General features: G+C 52.5%; 13 protein-coding genes and 3 pseudogenes. 5 read left to right on the forward strand and 11 right to left on the reverse strand.

The window, feature by feature from the left end:
• Positions 1–78 precede the first annotated feature (78 nt).
• Positions 79–542: pseudogene (locus AC2FIM_RS07365) on the forward strand (IS5 family transposase); the annotation flags it as partial.
• 74 nt (positions 543–616) lie between these two features.
• Here the strand turns inward: AC2FIM_RS07365 and AC2FIM_RS07370 are convergent.
• The 4 genes from AC2FIM_RS07370 to AC2FIM_RS07385 form a co-directional block, all read right to left on the reverse strand.
• Positions 617–1,627: a DUF2955 domain-containing protein gene (locus AC2FIM_RS07370; RefSeq protein ID WP_142636062.1), complete on the reverse strand. Its 1,011-nt coding sequence runs from the start codon at positions 1,625–1,627 to the stop codon at positions 617–619.
• Positions 1,617–2,681 carry an HlyD family secretion protein gene (locus AC2FIM_RS07375; protein WP_496705702.1) on the reverse strand — a complete coding sequence of 355 codons (1,065 nt, stop codon included), beginning with the start codon at positions 2,679–2,681 and terminating at the stop codon, positions 1,617–1,619. The genes AC2FIM_RS07370 and AC2FIM_RS07375 overlap by 11 nt, the downstream gene beginning before the upstream one ends.
• Entirely contained in the window at positions 2,678–3,757 is a 1,080-nt protein-coding gene (locus tag AC2FIM_RS07380; protein WP_142636066.1) for an AI-2E family transporter, read from the reverse strand. Before AC2FIM_RS07380 ends, AC2FIM_RS07375 begins: the two co-directional genes overlap by 4 nt.
• Positions 3,758–3,936: 179 nt before the next feature.
• The gene (locus AC2FIM_RS07385; RefSeq protein WP_246097203.1) at positions 3,937–4,203 is read right to left on the reverse strand and encodes a potassium channel family protein; all 267 of its coding nucleotides are present in this window, start codon (positions 4,201–4,203) and stop codon (positions 3,937–3,939) included.
• Positions 4,204–4,625: 422 nt separating this feature from the next.
• Here AC2FIM_RS07385 and AC2FIM_RS07390 point away from each other — a divergent pair, with 422 nt between their 5' ends.
• The gene (locus AC2FIM_RS07390; RefSeq protein ID WP_496677282.1) at positions 4,626–7,274 is read left to right on the forward strand and encodes an AsmA family protein; all 2,649 of its coding nucleotides are present in this window, start codon (positions 4,626–4,628) and stop codon (positions 7,272–7,274) included.
• Between the two features lie 157 nt (positions 7,275–7,431).
• Here the strand turns inward: AC2FIM_RS07390 and AC2FIM_RS07395 are convergent, their stop codons facing one another.
• The 3 genes and pseudogenes from AC2FIM_RS07395 to AC2FIM_RS07405 form a co-directional block, all read right to left on the reverse strand.
• Positions 7,432–7,581, reverse strand: coding sequence for a hypothetical protein (locus tag AC2FIM_RS07395; RefSeq protein ID WP_271948684.1), 150 nt, complete (start codon positions 7,579–7,581; stop codon positions 7,432–7,434).
• Positions 7,582–7,671: 90 nt separating this feature from the next.
• Positions 7,672–8,469, reverse strand: a complete 798-nt coding sequence (locus AC2FIM_RS07400) for a GNAT family N-acetyltransferase (protein ID WP_271948686.1) — start codon at positions 8,467–8,469, stop codon at positions 7,672–7,674.
• A 218-nt stretch (positions 8,470–8,687) separates the two neighbouring features.
• A pseudogene (locus tag AC2FIM_RS07405) lies at positions 8,688–9,371 on the reverse strand (IS6 family transposase).
• A 219-nt stretch (positions 9,372–9,590) separates the two neighbouring features.
• Between AC2FIM_RS07405 and AC2FIM_RS07410 the strand changes: the two are divergent.
• Complete coding sequence (locus AC2FIM_RS07410) at positions 9,591–10,478, forward strand: LysR family transcriptional regulator (RefSeq protein ID WP_496677278.1); 888 nt, start codon at positions 9,591–9,593, stop codon at positions 10,476–10,478.
• A 79-nt stretch (positions 10,479–10,557) separates the two neighbouring features.
• Here AC2FIM_RS07410 and AC2FIM_RS07415 read toward each other — a convergent pair.
• The 4 genes and pseudogenes from AC2FIM_RS07415 to AC2FIM_RS07430 all read right to left on the reverse strand — a co-directional run.
• Positions 10,558–10,650 (reverse strand): annotated as a pseudogene (locus AC2FIM_RS07415) (DDE-type integrase/transposase/recombinase); the annotation flags it as partial.
• 446 nt (positions 10,651–11,096) lie between these two features.
• A complete protein-coding gene (locus AC2FIM_RS07420; RefSeq protein WP_496677275.1) occupies positions 11,097–11,747 on the reverse strand; it encodes a hypothetical protein in 651 nt (216 codons plus the stop codon).
• Positions 11,748–11,768: 21 nt separating this feature from the next.
• The gene (locus tag AC2FIM_RS07425; RefSeq protein ID WP_142636082.1) at positions 11,769–13,169 is read right to left on the reverse strand and encodes a selenium-binding protein SBP56-related protein; all 1,401 of its coding nucleotides are present in this window, start codon (positions 13,167–13,169) and stop codon (positions 11,769–11,771) included.
• 81 nt (positions 13,170–13,250) lie between these two features.
• The gene (locus AC2FIM_RS07430) at positions 13,251–14,009 is read right to left on the reverse strand and encodes an IclR family transcriptional regulator (protein ID WP_496677271.1); all 759 of its coding nucleotides are present in this window, start codon (positions 14,007–14,009) and stop codon (positions 13,251–13,253) included.
• Positions 14,010–14,096: 87 nt separating this feature from the next.
• On the opposite strand from AC2FIM_RS07430, the gene AC2FIM_RS07435 reads away from it, so the two are divergent.
• Both AC2FIM_RS07435 and AC2FIM_RS07440 read left to right on the forward strand, forming a co-directional pair.
• Positions 14,097–14,252, forward strand: a complete 156-nt coding sequence (locus tag AC2FIM_RS07435) for a hypothetical protein (protein ID WP_271948696.1) — start codon at positions 14,097–14,099, stop codon at positions 14,250–14,252.
• Positions 14,253–14,737: 485 nt separating this feature from the next.
• Entirely contained in the window at positions 14,738–16,564 is a 1,827-nt protein-coding gene (locus AC2FIM_RS07440; RefSeq protein WP_496677268.1) for a BCCT family transporter, read from the forward strand.
• Positions 16,565–16,671: the final 107 nt, after the last annotated feature.

The following is a 16,671-nucleotide window of genomic DNA, read 5'->3' on the forward strand; positions in this document are numbered from 1 at the left end:
TGTTATACCCCTGAAACTCACGGGTATGAATCACGCAGGCGGGATGACGGCAACCAAATTAATAGGTCCAGAACCTAAGCCCATCGCACGGCGTCCAGCTTGGGCGTCAAAAAGGGGGGCGTGGCCGCCTGATTGGCAGAACCAAAGGCGGCATGAATACCAAGCTGCAAGCTATCTGTGATAGCCAAGGTCGCCCGCTCAACCTGTTCGTTACCGCCGGGCAGGTCAGCGATTACATCGATGCTCGGGCTCTGCTCAGCAGCATACTGAACGTGTATTGGCTGCTCGGGGATCGCGGCTATGACGCCGACTGGTTCCGTGAAGCGTTAAAAGACAAAAGGATACGCGCCTGCATCCCAGGCCGTAAGCAACGCAAGACACCGGTCAAATACGATAAGCGCAAATACAAACGCCGCAACCGGATCGAGATCATGTTCGGCAGGCTCAAGGATTGGAGGCGCGTGGCGACACGTTATGACGGTAGTCCCAAGGTCTTCCTCTCAGCCTTCGCACTCGAGGCAACCGTTATGTACTGGTTATGAATCCTGACCCTAAGTAGAATTGGTCAAGTTGAGAACTCTGTCGGTTTCAGCGCCAAGCCTTGTTGCAACAAACGTCATTGAGCCGCCTGGCGCTCTTTTTCCGGCCAGAATTCATCTACCACGACATATGCGATGATTACAAAGAAGGCGGCGCTGGCAACTTGCAAAACTCGAATGATGCTCTTGACGTCAGCCTCGTCTGAAAACGGCGCAACCGACCCGCCATATACTATGAGAGCCGTTGTAATAGCAGAGCCGGCAGCGGTGGCGAGCGGGGCTTGAGATTTACCGAGTGCTCCGAGTGTCAGGCAAAAGAAAAAACACAGCAGAATGGGCGTTAGAATAACCGGCGCTATTACGTTTATCTCATAGCAAATGATGGATACTGCCGCCCCAAGCAGGTTTGCCGTCAGCATAGCTTTTGCAACCGATTTACCCGCGGCAGGCATCGCTGCAAGTTGTTGGCTCAGCAGCGCGACAAAGAACAGAACCAGCAATGCAGACGCGCCGGAAACAAAAAATGCCATAGCAAACGGGACTGTGACAAGCGACATCCTGACTATGCGACGATATGGGTCGAAGCTTGGCGGCGCTGCAGCTTTTTTTTGAGCCGCCGTTTGAGGTTCAGCGGGTATCAATACGAACATCAGTGTCGATACGAAGCCTGCGAACAGCAGGTTCAACGGTATCCAATACACGAGCACCAAAGCCAGGTCCTGTGATTGCAGAACCAGGTTCGGAATCATCAATGCGCCCATGAGAGCTATGACACCGGGTAATACTCCGGCGCCGGAAACTGACCACATGAAAGACAGGATTATTCCAATCGCCACCAGCATCAGAAATACAAGCGGATATGGTGAGAAGATTGACGACAACAGGAACGAAATGAACATCAACCCAATAGAGAAGACAAAGAGCTTCGCAAATGCTGTCAAAGGCAATGCGGCAGGTGCTTGCAGAAAAAGGGCGGCGAACACCGCCCCAACGACGGCAAGCGGCCACCCAAGAAATAGGCCCAATGAAAAGACGCCGGTAACACCCAGCGCAAGCCGGGTGACAGAGCGTTGGTCCTCAGTACGCATAGGACAGAATTGAAACCACGTGGATATAGGTGCGACCTACGAGGTTCAGCAACGAGTTGTCGCTTAGGTACATGATCACATCGGCTTGCCCATTCAGTTGAAAGCGAAGGTCATCTTCGGTGCTTCCGGCTTCATAGCCAGGTAAAACGATCCTGACTGGGAACCTCTCAGGCTCCCGCAAAAAACCTTTTGTGCTTGGCGGGCTCGCTAATTGCCCGGGCACATCACCGCCACTTAGGGAAACAGCTGCACTAAAGCTCTCAATGACGCCCGGAATAACCTGACCTGGATGCATGTCCAACACTACATCAACCGGAGACCCTATCGAGGCTCTTCCTAGGTTGTTCTCGGAAAAATACGCCTCAATCCAGACGTCAGTTGCGTCCAGAAACGTCAACAGATCCTGACCGGATCGCGCATATGTTCCGGGGGCTATCAGCAAATTAGAGATGACACCTGTCGCCGGAGCGCGCAACTCAGTCCACTCAAGGTTAAGCTCTGCATCCGCCAAGGCGGCCAACGCGCGCTGGATTTTCGGGTTTTCAATCCCGTCGTCACCAAGTCTCTGTTTTGCTTTTTCCAGATCTGCTTTTGCGTTCTCATAGTTTGCCTCGGACTCTGCCAGTTGCCCTCGCGCATCATCGGCCTTTGAGACGGCAATCAACCCTTTCTTTTCGAGCGCAAATACGCGTTCTGTTTGAATGCGCATCGTATCCAGATCGCTCTGCGCCCTTGCTAGTTTGGCCTGTGCCGCTCTTACTTCTGCCGAAGATGCACCGACTTCTTGAGTGGCTGCTTCGAGATCAGCTTCCGCCTTGTCGCGCTGAATTTCGTAGGGTCGCGCGTCGATCCGGACGAGGACATCTCCGGCCGAGACGATTTGACCATTTTCGACCAAGACTTCAGTCACAGTTCCAGTCACCTGCGGGACGATCTGGGTCGCCACGGCTTTTACTCTGGCGTTCCCGGTGAATGGCGTTTTCCGATCAGCGACCAGGTACCAGACAAGAAAAATCAGAATGACCGCCAGGGTTGTCCAAATTGTCTTCCTCATTTCGCCGCGCCTTCAGCAGTGCCCTCGGCTTCGGGCGAGGTATCAATCCAAACTTTGAATAGCTCATAGAAAACAGCGAAGAGAACCGGCCCCATAAAGACGCCGATCAAACCGTACGCCATCATACCTCCGAGAACACCGATGAGGATGACCAACATGGGAGTCTCAAGGCCTTTTGAAATGAACACGGGTCTTAGAAAACTGTCCATTATCATGACGGGAACGGCCAATATGGTGAAGATCAAAGCAGTCCCGCCGGACATGGAACTCCAAGCGTAGATAATTACCGGTATTAGAACCAATCCGGGCCCGATTTGGATAATCGAGAGTATCAGGCAGATGAATGCCAACGTGGCGGCCGAAGAAATCCCAAACAAAGCCAACAGTATCCAAACGCAGACCGCTTGAATGGCAGCTACGCCAATCACGCCTTTTGTAACGTTCCGAATTGTTGCGCCTGCCAGTGTTACGAATTCTCCACCGCGCGGAGCGAAAACACGGTTGGCAAAGCGCTGAAGACCTTGGACCATATTTGGCCCGGGGCTGAACAACGCCCCCATTATCAATACGGACAGAGCTAAGCCAAGAAGCCCGATGCCGATGCCCAACACCTTTCCAAACAGCGACTTGGTGATCTCAAGGATTTGCGCGCCATATTTCGTAAGCGCGCCGTCAAGATTGCGCTCAAACATCCCCCAGACATCGGAAATTTTGTCTCCAACCAATGGTAATTCCTTGAGGCCCTCGGGCGCAGGAGGGACTTTCAGCTCACCCTTGTCTGCTTGTTCCGCGAATTCAGCCCCTAGTTCTGCAGCACCAGACACCGCAGTTGCGACTGGCCCCAGGGTCAAAACAAGGCCGAGCAAAACCAAGATCGTTGTGGCAAGCTTTTTCCGACCTCCCAGCTTGGACTGCAGCCAATCAAATGCCGGGTAAAGCGCCACACAGAGGATAGTTGCCCAGATAACCACGCTTGCAAGCGGGGCCACCATGACCAAAGCGCTGTAGAGAAATAGTCCGAGAAAGAGCAATCGTATTGCCAGATCGACAATCTTTGCGTCCTGTGTCTTTTCCATTCCATCCCTCCATATGTTTCTTGAATGTTATACTCAAAAAACATAATATGTATATTTTTTTAGTTTTAGTGATCATCTATCAGCTTGAAGACGCAAATGAATCCAGGCCGCAGCTTGAGATGCACAAACGGGCCAATGCCTGTGCAGGAACTCGGTTTGGCTCATTTGAGTGCAGTCTATTAGTCCGCTTTTTTGTCGTCCTGGGACAAGATTGTATCCGCCACTGTGGTCGCCGCGGTCACGAAGACACCGAGGCCCACTATGATGTAAATCATTGTGAAGATCTTCCCTGCCGCGGTTTCAGGTGAGAAGTCACCAAACCCCACAGTCGAAATCGTCACGACAGAAAAGTAGATTGAGTCGAGCCAACTCCAACCCTCGACAAAGTGGTAAAAGACCGAGGCCCATAAAATCATTCCAACCGTGAAGGCAAGAATGCCTTTCACTCTACCGTCTTTGAAAGCGACGCCTATCCCACGTGTTATTCTAGTTAGTGAGTTCATCCTGTCCTCGTCGTTTGAAGAATTCACATATAACAGTAATTAGATAAATGTGGGAAATCGAGGAAATCTGGCTGCCAATAGCTTGGGGATGCGTCGAGCCGCTGAAATCGCAACCCCTGCAACGTGTCCAGTTCTGGTCGGTCAAACTCGCTTCAAGCCAGCTGATTGGAAGCTGGGTCAGCGGTACAAAAGTTATTTTGTCATCTACCCGTGATTTAGCTGTCCGACCAAATCAGCGAGAGTTATCAGCTGTACGGTCAAGATCATTCAGAGGTCGGGAAATCTTTCGACCATATAATCCATTAACCTAACAAATAAATGGTTTAGGTTGCCCAAGGTATGAATCGGAACATTAGGAGAAAAGCGTGCGATACGTTGCAAAAGGTGTATTGGTTTGTTGCGCTGTCGCGTTTATGGCTGTGTTAGCAGCTTGGCTTTTCCTGTCTTCTACGTTGTTTTCTTCTGTAAGGACCACCTTCGTCGAAAACCTGATCTCCAAGAAACTTGGTCAGGACGTCATCATAGAGGATGAAGTGCGTCTGGGCCTTGGCCGGCACTTGCAGGTGTCAGCGGCGGGGCTGGTACTACCCGGTTCGCGGAGAGCGAACGAGAATCTGGCAGCTATCGACGAACTTGAGTTCGAAATTTCCACGCGCGACCTCTGGAACAGTAATCTATCGCTGAGCAACCTTTTTCTCTCGGGCGTTCACCTGAACCTGATCACAGGCAAAGACGGCGTCGGAAACTGGCAGTCCCTTTCCCAATCAGATGTAGAAGCCGGGCAAGCTGCTAAGTCTCCGAAAATGCCGTTGGCTGGAGTTCTAACGGACCATAAAATTGACCTGACCGATATCACCGTTTTTTACCAAAACGATCTAAACGGGCTTGAGCTGGATCTGCAGCTTTCTGAGCTGCTTCTAGAACGCGATACGGAAACCGACGTTGCGACCGCAGTTGGGGCCGGTTCGCTAAACGGAGAGAGGTTTGATCTGTACGCGACATTCCCTGCGGAAGACCCGTTTCAGGTAGCGGTGAGCTTCGAACAGATTTCGATTACCGCAGAGGAATCCCCCATAGAAGACGGGCTGCAAGTGAAGACGACCCTAGAGGTTGTAGAACTTGGCCAGCTTCTCGATATCCTGAAGCTTGACCGTGTCCTGGAAGGTTCAGGAAGTATTGGTGCAACATTCAAATCGGTCGACGGCGTTGCTCGGATTGATGATCTAAGTGTTTTGACGGAGTTGGATGGCGGGCAAAGCCTGACGCTGACAGGACAAATCGGAGAATTGGGAAATCCGGAAGACGTATCGTTGACAACCCGCATTCGGTTGTATCCTGAAGATGCTGAACCAGCCCCCGCCGCATCGCGGTATGATCTTAAACTTATCGCTGTCGACATGGTTATCGACAGCGTCCCCGGGCAGATTCCGCAGCGGCAAATGGTCATTAAGACCAACGGATTCACATTGGACACGTCTGGCGAGGGCCCGCCTCCGATCAAGTTCTCCGAACTTTCCAGAACACCAGAAGGCAGCTTAAGGGTCGGAAGCATCAACTTGAGAATTGGGGACCCGGCTGATCCGTTTATCATTTTGGACGGTTCGGTCGATGACGCGCTGCAGTTACAAGGAATATCAGCAGAAGGTCTAATGGATATTCCGGCAAGCAGTTTGATCTCACCAGAACTGTTAGGACCGGACGACCAACTCGGCAGATTTTCCGGCGACTTTCATTTGAATGGCGACATCAATCAGCTATCGCTGACGAATTTAGATGGAAAGACAAGTGAAACAGAAGTCTGGAACCTCGAAGTACATGGCACTGTGAAGAATGTACTCAAATTCGAGGACCTGGATTTAGCAATTGATGTCGAAGTCCCATCAGGAGCGGACCTTTTGGAGGCACTATCGCTTGAACGTGTGGAAACCGGACAGGCTCGCCTTGAGATTGACCTCGCTAGCGAAGGCACCGATTGGAACGCGAGTGCCAATGTAGAGGTTGCTGAATCTGTCCTCGAAATTGTCGCCGATCTTGATGATGCAACAAGTGATCCTGTGCTGAAGGGTTCCATAGAGAGTGACCTGATAAAGATAGATCATATCCGAACCATCGTTCAGGCCGCCGCACAGTTGCGGAAGCTAGGCGGTACGGAGCCCGATGAGGAAGATGTCAATCAAGAAGCAGATGACACTGGCCCTTTGAGAGATGTGACGCTTAAACCAATTGGACGTTCAGTTCTCTTGTCCGGTATGGATATGGATGTCGACATTGACCTTCGGCACATAGAGGGCGCCAAAGGCATTAGCAGTTTGCAGAGCGAACTGACGCTTAACAAAAATGAGCTTAAGGCCGGACCTTTGAAATTTGAATACGGTGGCGCTCATTTCGACGTCAGCGGGCAAATGGATCTATCGAACGATGCGCACCTGCTCACGTTGACCGGCAAGGCAGGCGGCTGGCAGCTGGATGACATTCTTCACGGACTGAACTTCAAAAAAGGTGCAAACGGTACGATTTATGCAGATTTTTCGGTGTCAGGAGGAACCGATTCACCCAAGCACTTTGCCAACAGCATGAACGGCAACGCCACAGTTTCATTACGTGATGGCTCGATCGAGACCCAGCTTTTGGATTTGGCGGGGCTGGGTGTGCTACCTTGGGTGTTTACCAAAGAAAAACAAAAGGTTGCTCCGATCGTGTGCTTGCGCGCGCCGATTAGTATCTCCAATGGAAGTATTTCGACGAAACAAACGACTTTGGAAACGGATCATGTCCAAGTTGTCGTTTTTGGCGGGGTCGATGTGGCTGGCAAGGTCTTGGATTTAGATCTACAGCCCCGCAAGATTGGCGAACCTCTTTCGAAAAGCCCCTGGCCAGTGACTCTAAAAGGCCCGCTAGCTAAGCCGAAAATCAAGGTCAAGGACGGCCCGAAGCGACTGAAACGATCAGATGGTGCAGACAAAATGCCTGCCAAAAGAAAACTCTGCGTCCCGGATATTTTGCAACTGCAGTAGTAGTAGTGGAGGCAGTTGGTTCGGGAATATATCTAGAATTAAAGAAAGATGGCAGTGCTCCCGAAAATGGATTTCCGCTTTGAGACCAAAGCGGACACCAAAGAAAATGCCAGGCGACGCCAACAATTAGCGTCGCCCGATAGTCGTGGCCGTCGCTTTATTCTACCAATTTCAGATCACCAGGACGCCAGGTTTTGTCGAACCAAGGCTCGAGCGGTCCGTTGAGGCGCATCATCACGTTGAAGCTTTGCCCTGGCATGGTTTGCGCCCAGTTGTTCTCCCAACCTTCTGGGGCTTTTGGTCCCATATGCGCTGACTTCAGACAGCTTTTTCAAGAGACCAACTCAGGCTCTTGGTAATATTGCTTACACAATGCGACCACAGACAGCCGGATGGGTCACTTGGTTAACCGATCTTCTGAGTATACGTGAGGGTCAATGATCGCGACTATGTCGTTTCCACTGTCCTCCAAGCCAAGTCTTTCGCAAAGCCGTGCAGAGGGAATGTTACCCGGAGCGATGCCTGTCTTGAACCCTGTGGCGCCAAGCTTTTCATGCGAGTGTATTAGAGCTATCGCCCCCAAGACTTTTGCAATGCCCTCGCCCATGCGTTCAGGTTTGGTCGAGAGTTGCCCCCATTGTGCGCGACTATGCAGCCGACTGCTGGAGGGATGACACAGAACTGAACCCGCAGTTGCAATTGGAGCACCTGATCGATCAACGACGACCATAGCAAACCCGGGACGAGACAATCCGCGCATCACCGGCCCTATTGGCGGTAGAACACCATGGCTCAACGCGACTTCCGCGAAAGCTTCAAGCCATTCTGGTGGAGAGCTGCGATCAATCACTCGTAGCGTTAAATCCTCGGGCAAAGCATGAGTTGCGACCACTTGGCGAGCGGCTTCGACACAGTTCAGACCGCCAAGATAGCAAGCAATCGTGTCGGTTTTTAAACCCTCGCTTTCAATTCGTTCTCGCGCCGTCGCCACCTCCTCACGCGGTATGCTTTCTATCGCCGTGATGCCAAGAATTCGGGCCATTGCGACGGCATCATCCAACGCCCCGCTATACTCGTTGGCAATCTGTATACCACGCCCATGGCTACAAAACCGAGGGTCATCACCCAACAGCTGCATAAGATGCTCGCCCATGGTTGACATGCGTCGCTGTGCTTCACTTCCGAATACTTCCATGAGATCTCCCTTGAAGTACCACATGACAGTTCTGAGATGATCGTTTGATAGGGGTCGTGTCGTCAAGCGGACGTCACGCGCAAGACTGCGACACAAAGAGGATTTTGGGAAAGGGCGAATTGCAGCTATGTCCGCAGGGCCGCCGTTCGTTCCTCATTGTGAACTGGATGTGTCGCAAACTTTTGCAACGACCATAGGCAGTCAACTACCGGACACACCTATTCTGCGATCTCGGCAAACAGCCGAAAGCCCGACGTGGTAGTGCTGGGGAATTGCCGCTTCCGGATCATTTTGGCGACCTAGATGCCGTCCAAAGTAGCTGATGCGGATCTGAACGATTTGAACCCACACATATGCCGTACACGACGCTTGATAAACCGATGACCCTGTTCGATTAGGTTATTCAAATACTTGGACCTGACCGTTTGGATTTTGGCTGGGCAGCCAAACCGATTAAGGATTTTGTTCACCACTCGAATGCCAGCCGCGTTGGCGCCGCTTTTGTCGATGACGATCTTGCTCGGGATTCCATTTGAAGACAGCGCTTTGGCAAAGAACCTTGCTGCTGCTGGACGGTTCCTGCGCTCAGACAACATGAAATCAAGAGTATTCCCAGCTTTGTCGACGGCCCGATAGAGGTACATCCAGTTGCCGCGAACACGAATATAGGTTTCGTCCATGCGCCATGAACTCGGCGTTGGACGCTTCTTTGACAGCGCACGAGCTGCGACGATTGGCGAGTATTTCACCACCCACCTATAAAAAGTGGCATGGTCAACTCGGACACCGCGCTCAGCCATGATCTCTTCCAAGTCACGATAGGACACCGTGTACCGCAGATAGAAGAAAACAGCGTACAAAACTGCATCCTTGGGGAAATGACAGCCCTTTAACGAGATCATGCTCAAATAACCTGTTCGAAAATTATTCGACCAGTAAAAACCTCAGATCATGCATGCTCGTCAACTAGACACCAGAGTTTGCGACACATCCTGTTTTTTTCAGTCATGTCCGTATCTCCTGTTCGAGCGAAAGAACAAAACCAGACCAAATTTGGGAACTTGCTGATAGAAGAAAATTGATAGATAAAACGATCTATCGCGAATTTTTCTTGGTGGTAAATGCCGTCCAACCAGATAAGTCTAACCTGGCTGCGTAGCTTTGAAGCCGCGGCCCGACATCTGAATTTTACCAGTGCAAGCGTCGAATTGGGGCTGACGCAGGCTGCCGTCAGCCTGCACATCCGATCATTGGAACAGCAGTTGCAGCACAAGTTATTTGTGAGGCGCGCAAGACACCTGTCTCTCACAGAGCTTGGTCAGGCTTATTGTTCAACTGTCCGGCAGGCGCTTGCTGATATCGATATGGCCTCGGCAAACCTTTTCGGGTCGATGGCGACGAAGACAGTTACGATCAAAGCGCCGATATCGACCGCTTCACTTTGGCTTGCGCCCCGTCTTCCGTCGTTCAAGAAAGACCACCCGACGATAAATCTTCGCCTTGTGACAAATATCTGGACAGAGACCACCAATTTAGAAGAGATCGACGTAGAGCTGCGCTTGGGTCGTGGCAACTGGACCGACGCACTCTCCGAGAAACTCTCTGATGAAGCGATCGTCCCGATATGCGCTAAAGGCCGGAAGAACAGTTCAAAGCAAGTGCAGGATCTGCTGTCTGGTCCATTTGTTCACATATTAGGCCATGAAGGCCATTGGGAACGATACTTGAGCGCATATGACTGCACCAAGCCGCAAGACGCCCCGCAATACCTGGTAGACACAACCATTTCTGCGCTGCAACTTGTCGCGAGTGGCGGTGGCTATGCCCTAGTGTTCTCGCGACTGGTTAATACCGAAAATGGGCTCGCCTCGGGCGTTCGATTTGCCGGCAAACCGTTGCCACACCCGGATGCACATTTCCTAATGCAACCTGTTTCCAAAAAAGCTGTACGACCAGAGGTCGAGATCTTTGTGGACTGGTTGCGTAACCAGTATAAAGAAGATGTTTGATCTTGGAATGAAAACAGATTTTGCAGCGAGAGGGGCGGTTTTGTCGACCACGATCTGCAACGGAATGCCTTTGTTGGCCAATGCCTCCGCGAAGAATTGCTTGGCCGTCGCGATCAACCGCCCGATACCGATACATCCAATGGCCGCGCACTTTGAGATAGGTTTCGTCCATGCGCCATGAAACTGCACCAGGGCGCTTACGTTTATGCGTCTCAATCTTGACCTGGGGCGAGAATTTCACCACCCAATCTGCTGATTGTCACATGATCAACCGCAACGCACCGCTCAGCCAATATCTGCTCCAGGTCGCGTTAAGGCACTGAGTATCGTGAGTAAAAGTAGATTGCGTGAACAACGATGTGCTTTGGAAAATGGCATCCTTTGAACGAGAGCGTGTTGAGCGTCCGCTTTGCAGATTGACTCACGCATCATGCCGGTCGGGGTTATTCCAGGCAATCAAGTTGAAAAGTTTGCGGCAGAGCCTGCAGGCGAAATTCCACCTGACTAAACCGGCAACGCGGTGCTTCAGGTGCCACTAGATGCGTTGAAAGATTAACTGTCGGGATTGCTGGTTTCTGCCAGCTCGTGAACAGGTGGCATTTGGTCGGGTAACCGATTTCAATGGCCAAAAAGTGCTGCATAGAGTCCGAATGCTCCGACGGCGATGAGGCTGAGTGCCCAAACGACATCAAGATTGAACCATGTCTTTGAGAGGAACCTGAGCCCCAGCCAAAGGTAGATCACAACTGCGATGGTGCCGCCAGCAACTGTCATCGACAACGTGTGTACCGCTGCAACAAGAAACGCAGTCGTCACGTTGCTGCTCATAAGTGTTTGTGCTGCGGCATGACCGGTTTCGTTCGCTCCAATCGCACAGATGCCCAGAAAAATCGGCACCAGCATCAAACCAGCCCCATGCGCCATCGCAGCGAGGAATGACCAGAGCGCCAACCGGGCAGGGTGCACGCGCGCCAGAATTCTCGGATGTCTTCGGTTGATCAGCAGATAGAGGCCCATGGCGATAACCAAAAGCCCGGCGACCACGCGGATTTGAACTTCCCACTGAACAAGGAACATCATCAGTGAGAATGGCAACAAGATGCCAATCATCGCGAGGAAATGCCCCGTGGCCAACATTGCCAGCGCTTTTGGCAGGGCGCTGTGCTTTCGCTCCATCAACGCCGCCGTAACGGCCAACGGCCAACCCATGCCGGGGTTGATACCGTGGTAGAGTCCAGAAAAAATGACAGCCCACCAAAGGGCTGTCATTGTTGTTATGTCGCCCATTTCTTAGACGGACGGATAGCAGAAGCTGTCGGTCGAACAGTCACCGCCTTCTAGGCGAATTTGGTGGCTGCGCAGACCTTTGGGGAAGTCGACATAAAAGTCATTGTTCAGAGTCAGCCCCCCGTTTTCGCCCACATCGGCCATCACCATTTGTCCGCCTTCGTCGTCGGGATAGAATTGGTTGTCCCAGGTGGAATAAAGCGAGTTGGTCCAGTAGACGCGCTTGCCGTCGCGGCTGATTTCTACCATTTGCGGGCCATAGGCAAAATCCTTGCCGTTGGAGTGCTTGGTGCCGCGGGCGATGCCGCCCAGCTCGACTTTTCCGGTCAGCTTCGGGTTCATCGGGTCGCTGACATCGTATTGATGCATCTCGCCCAGCCCCCAGCACGCAACATAGAGGTATTTGTCGTCTAGGCTCAGGTCGATATCGGTGACCAGCGGCGGCACGGCCTCGAACCCTTGCAACAGTGGCGGCAGGTTCTCGGGCTTTTCGGGGCGCGGGTCGATGGTGATCGTTTTCTTGGACTGCCATTTGCCGTCGTCACCGCGCCACCATGTGAAAATTGCGCCTTGCAGGTTGGTGGTGTCCACTACGACACCACAGAAACCATAAGATTTTGTCGGGTCATGCGCAGGGCGAATTTCCAGTGCCATCTGGTAATTGTCGCCGAAATCCATCGTCTGGATATTCTTGCGCGCGCGCAAGTCCCAGAAGTGGATCGAATGGCCATACTTGTTCGACAACAGGTCCTCGGGCACCACACCGTTTTCAAACTGCGGCGGCAAACCCCATTCGGAACTAACCATGTAGTCCTGCGGCAGATTCCACCAGAAATCATAGTGCTTGTCCTGCTTGCCGCGATCCATCTCGTATTGCCCGATTATTTCGAACGTCTCGCAATCCATGATGAAGATGCCCGGAGGTCCGTCTGTACCGTCTTCGCCGCCACCTCCAAGGCAGGAAACATAGATCCCTTCGGGACCGCAATGGATGGTGTGCGGGCGCGAATAACCGGTTTTTGCAAATAGTTCTTCGGGTTCGATCGTCTTGTGGATCTTGGCCTTCAACGGGTCTTTCACGTCGATGACGTAAATACGTGAGGATCGGATTCCAGGTACGATCAGATAACGACGTTCCAGAAAGGCGTGCCCGGTCAGAGGAGACAGAGATGACGAACAGGCGTTCCAGCCGAAATGGTGAAATTCGTCGCCTTTGTTGGGAACAATGACCTGATGTACGATCTGGCCATAGGTGTCGGAGTCCGGTTTGAGGTCAATGACCGCGATGCCATCAGATTGCGATCCGTCCGGGCTGAGCATTACAGTGAAGGCGTAGTTTTCCACCGGTGCCTGCATTGCAAGCTTAGGCGAGGCGTGAAACGTTGGATCTGGTCTCAGGTTCATTTGGTTTCCTCCGGTTTGTTGAATTTTTCCTATTCTCAGTGTCATCCTTTTGGCCAAAAGGGCCCTTAGTTATTCGTTTCCTTATGTATCCGTTACGTTGCACAGCTGGATTGCGCCACTGACCTTCTTGGACAAGCCTTTCAGTTTCTCGCCGATCTCGATGCGGTATTCGGTGCGGAACCGGCGAATGGGGCCAACCGCACCAATACTGAACGTAGCTCCGATGTTGCCGATCGATACCGGTGCCGCAACGCTGGCAATTCCGATGTCGATTTCCTGATCACAATCGGCAAAGCCGCGTTCGCTAATTATCTCGAATTCGCGGCGTAGCTCATCTTCGGTCGTCTTGGTGTGTTCAGTATACGCCTTCAGGCTCCCTGACATGATGCTTTCGCGAAATTCCGGTTCCGCAAAGGCGGCAATGGCTTTCGAGCACGAGCAGGCATGCATGGGACGTACGCCCAAGCCCGGATGAATGAAGGCACGAGCGGGATCATCGGGTGTTTCTACGTGGATGATTTCAACTTTGTTGTCGCGAAAGCGCGCAAGAAAAACCGTTTCATTAAAATTTGTCGCTGCGAGGCGCATGAGGGGGGCTGCACAGCGTCGGACATCGGCATCGGACTTTCCAAGCAAGGCAATCCTGATCATCCGCTCGCCAATGATGTATTTTCCGTCATCAGAGGGTTCGTCGAGGAGATTTTGTTCAACAAGTGACTGAATGAGCCGGTAACATGTGGGCTTGGGCAGATCGGTTGCACGCTGAACCTCTGCCACCGAAACAGGGCGTCCGGCGACTGCGATGATTTCAAGTATCTGGATCAGACGTTCTAGGTGCATGTTAACGAGATTCTCACAATACGAGACTGAATATCGAATGATGGGAATCTTTCGTCCAAACGCAAGTATAATCTTTGGGAAATCTATATGCGGACAATGGCGGTGGCTGCGATTGAGACCGAAAAATTCCTTGAGATCATTGAGGTGGAGTTAGATGGATCACAGGCTGGCGAAGCCCTGATAGAGATCTATGCGACGGGGACTGTAGCTGTTACCAACCCGGCCGAGGCCGAAATTGACTGAACCGGTTTCGCGTCGGATAGGGCGGGATAGGCCCAACGCTATACAAAGGTTACGACTTGTTGGCGCGGTTCAGATCATTAGTATCGACCCTATGCATGCACCTAAGTAGATCCGTGCGGTTGTTGAATTCTGGCAAGGAAAGTTACCGACTTCATCTTTGCTGAAGTTAATTAAAGCTAATTGAGTTTGACTGATATCGCCCTGTAGCTGCATTCTGCTCTGAATCGGAATTGCCGAATTTGGAGCCAGACGTGACCACTTCTGAACCTGATCGCGTCGTTTCAGTCGGCGAGCAATGCTCGCCTGCCAGATGTGAACCGTCGGTAATCCTTGAATGTGCCGCTACCGGAGACGTAGCGCTAACCGCCACGCTGCATGAGAAGATCGGCACGTGTGTTCGAACCAAAGGCCCGTCGGGTTCATGGTACAAAGCCAACTAACCTGTGCGGAAAAATAATGAAAAAGTGACAACTGGGAGGAACCTTATGTCATTACCTGAACCATTTACGGATCTAGAGATAGAAACGGCGGATGCCGGTTTCTATGAGAATTACAGCGTACCGATTGCGCTGATCAGCAAGGGCATCATGGTTGCCCTTGTGCTATGGGCACTTGTCTTTCCGGCCAATGCCAACAGCACACTTGGCAGCTGGAACGGAAAGTTGCTGGAAGTCTTCAACAGCTTCTACGTGGTCATTGTCGGCCTGTTTGTCATCTTCCTCGTCATTGTTGCCGTCCTTCCGTCGACCGGAAAACGGGTTATGGGAACAGCGGGCGAAAAGCCCGAGTTTTCGAACTTCTCCTGGTTCTCGATGATGTTCGGAGCAGGTCTGGGTGTCGGCCTGATGGTTTTTGCCACCGCTGAACCGTTGGGTCTGTGGGGATCGAACCCCGAGGTCGTCGCCGGTGCAGTTGCAGGCAATGATCCAGAGTCCGTTCAATCCGCGTATCGGTATACCTTCCTGCATTATGGCTTTCATGCCTGGGCAATTTACGTGGTGACCGGCCTGTCGCTGGCCTACTACGCCTATACCCGTGACATGCCTCTGACCATTCGCGCGGCTCTTACCCCGCTTTTTGGTCGTCTGATGAACGGTTTCCTCGGCCACGTCGTTGACGTTCTGGGCGTTGTTGCAACGATCCTGGGTGTGTCCGTTACGATCGGATTTGGTGTCAGCCAGTTCATCGATGGTCTGTATGCAATCACCGGCATGGAATGGATCATGGATTTTGGTGGTGAAGTACCCACACCAAGCAAAGTTGGTCTGATCGCAGGTCTGGTCGTCATCATGGGTCTGTCGATTATTTCGGCGGTTTCGGGTGTGGGACGCGGTGTTAAATACCTCTCGAACCTGAACCTTGTCCTGTCGATCATCCTGTTGGGCACGTTCGTGATCTTCGGGTCCTTCGTCTTTGCCATGACCACATATGGTACGGCCCTGGTTGACTACCTTCTGCACTTCCTTTCGCTGAGCTTTGGTGCATATGGTCCGTTGTCGACCGAAGCCTTTGCGGCGGCTCTTCCGGCCGAAGCGCAGGCGCATGCGGACGCCCTGATGGGTGGCGCTACCAATGCCTGGGGCAGCTTTGACGGCTTCAAGAGCGGTCTGGAAGGCGCAGCTGCGGAGTTGGACGAAGCAACTTTGGCCGCAGCTTATGCAGCGGGCGAGCAGGGCCGTCAATTCGGCTGGCAGTCTGGCTGGACCACGTTCTACTGGGCCTGGTGGATTGCGTTCTCGCCGTTTGTGGGCCTGTTCCTGGCGCGTATCTCCAAAGGTCGCTCCGTGCGTGAGTTCATTCTGGGCTGTGTCTTCGCACCGGCACTGGTGTGCTTCGCCTGGATGACAGTACTGGGTGGCACCGCGATTGATCTGGAACTGGCCGGTGCCGCAGAAGGCGCGATCATTGGTGCCTCGAACACCAACAAGCTGTTCGTGACTCTGTCCTACATGATCGACGGAGGGCTGCTGTCCATGCTGAACGTCATGTGCGTGATCCTGATCATGACCTTCCTGGTGACCTCAGCTGACTCGGGCATTCTGGTGATGAACACCATCATGTCCGGCGGCAGCCAGGAGACCGGCATCAAGCACCGCATCATCTGGGGGGTGATCCTGACGGCTGTGATCGGCGCGCTGATCCTTGCTGCAGGGGAAAACAACCCGATGGATGCGTTGCGCAACGCGATGATCATCGGTGCATTGCCATTTACCATGGTGATGGCCCTGATGATGGTCTCGCTGACCAAAGCGCTTTACCGCGACGGACAGCGTGACAAGCATGCTGACGCAAGCACACAGGCTGCCGAGTAATCAACCTATAGCGTTACGAACCTTGCGCCGCCCCTTTGATCGGGGGTGGCGTTTTCGTGCAGCGGTGGGTTAAGTTCTGACCAGTGTTTCGTGCCAGACGTCAGACA

The sequence above is a fragment of the Ruegeria sp. CDSC052 genome, assembly GCF_059610685.1.

Bases quoted from the DNA above. Each gene is read 5' to 3' on its own strand.
- AC2FIM_RS07410 (WP_496677278.1), top strand. From the start codon at position 9,591: ATGCCGTCCAACCAGATAAGTCTAACCTGGCTGCGTAGCTTTGAAGCC.
- AC2FIM_RS07430 (WP_496677271.1), bottom strand. From the start codon at position 14,009: ATGCACCTAGAACGTCTGATCCAGATACTTGAAATCATCGCAGTCGCC.
- AC2FIM_RS07425 (WP_142636082.1), bottom strand. From the start codon at position 13,169: ATGAACCTGAGACCAGATCCAACGTTTCACGCCTCGCCTAAGCTTGCA.
- AC2FIM_RS07380 (WP_142636066.1), bottom strand. From the start codon at position 3,757: ATGGAAAAGACACAGGACGCAAAGATTGTCGATCTGGCAATACGATTG.
- AC2FIM_RS07435 (WP_271948696.1), top strand. From the start codon at position 14,097: ATGCGGACAATGGCGGTGGCTGCGATTGAGACCGAAAAATTCCTTGAG.
- AC2FIM_RS07400 (WP_271948686.1), bottom strand. From the start codon at position 8,469: ATGGAAGTATTCGGAAGTGAAGCACAGCGACGCATGTCAACCATGGGC.
- AC2FIM_RS07440 (WP_496677268.1), top strand. From the start codon at position 14,738: ATGTCATTACCTGAACCATTTACGGATCTAGAGATAGAAACGGCGGAT.
- AC2FIM_RS07420 (WP_496677275.1), bottom strand. From the start codon at position 11,747: ATGACAGCCCTTTGGTGGGCTGTCATTTTTTCTGGACTCTACCACGGT.
- AC2FIM_RS07395 (WP_271948684.1), bottom strand. From the start codon at position 7,581: ATGGGACCAAAAGCCCCAGAAGGTTGGGAGAACAACTGGGCGCAAACC.
- AC2FIM_RS07375 (WP_496705702.1), bottom strand. From the start codon at position 2,681: ATGAGGAAGACAATTTGGACAACCCTGGCGGTCATTCTGATTTTTCTT.
- AC2FIM_RS07370 (WP_142636062.1), bottom strand. From the start codon at position 1,627: ATGCGTACTGAGGACCAACGCTCTGTCACCCGGCTTGCGCTGGGTGTT.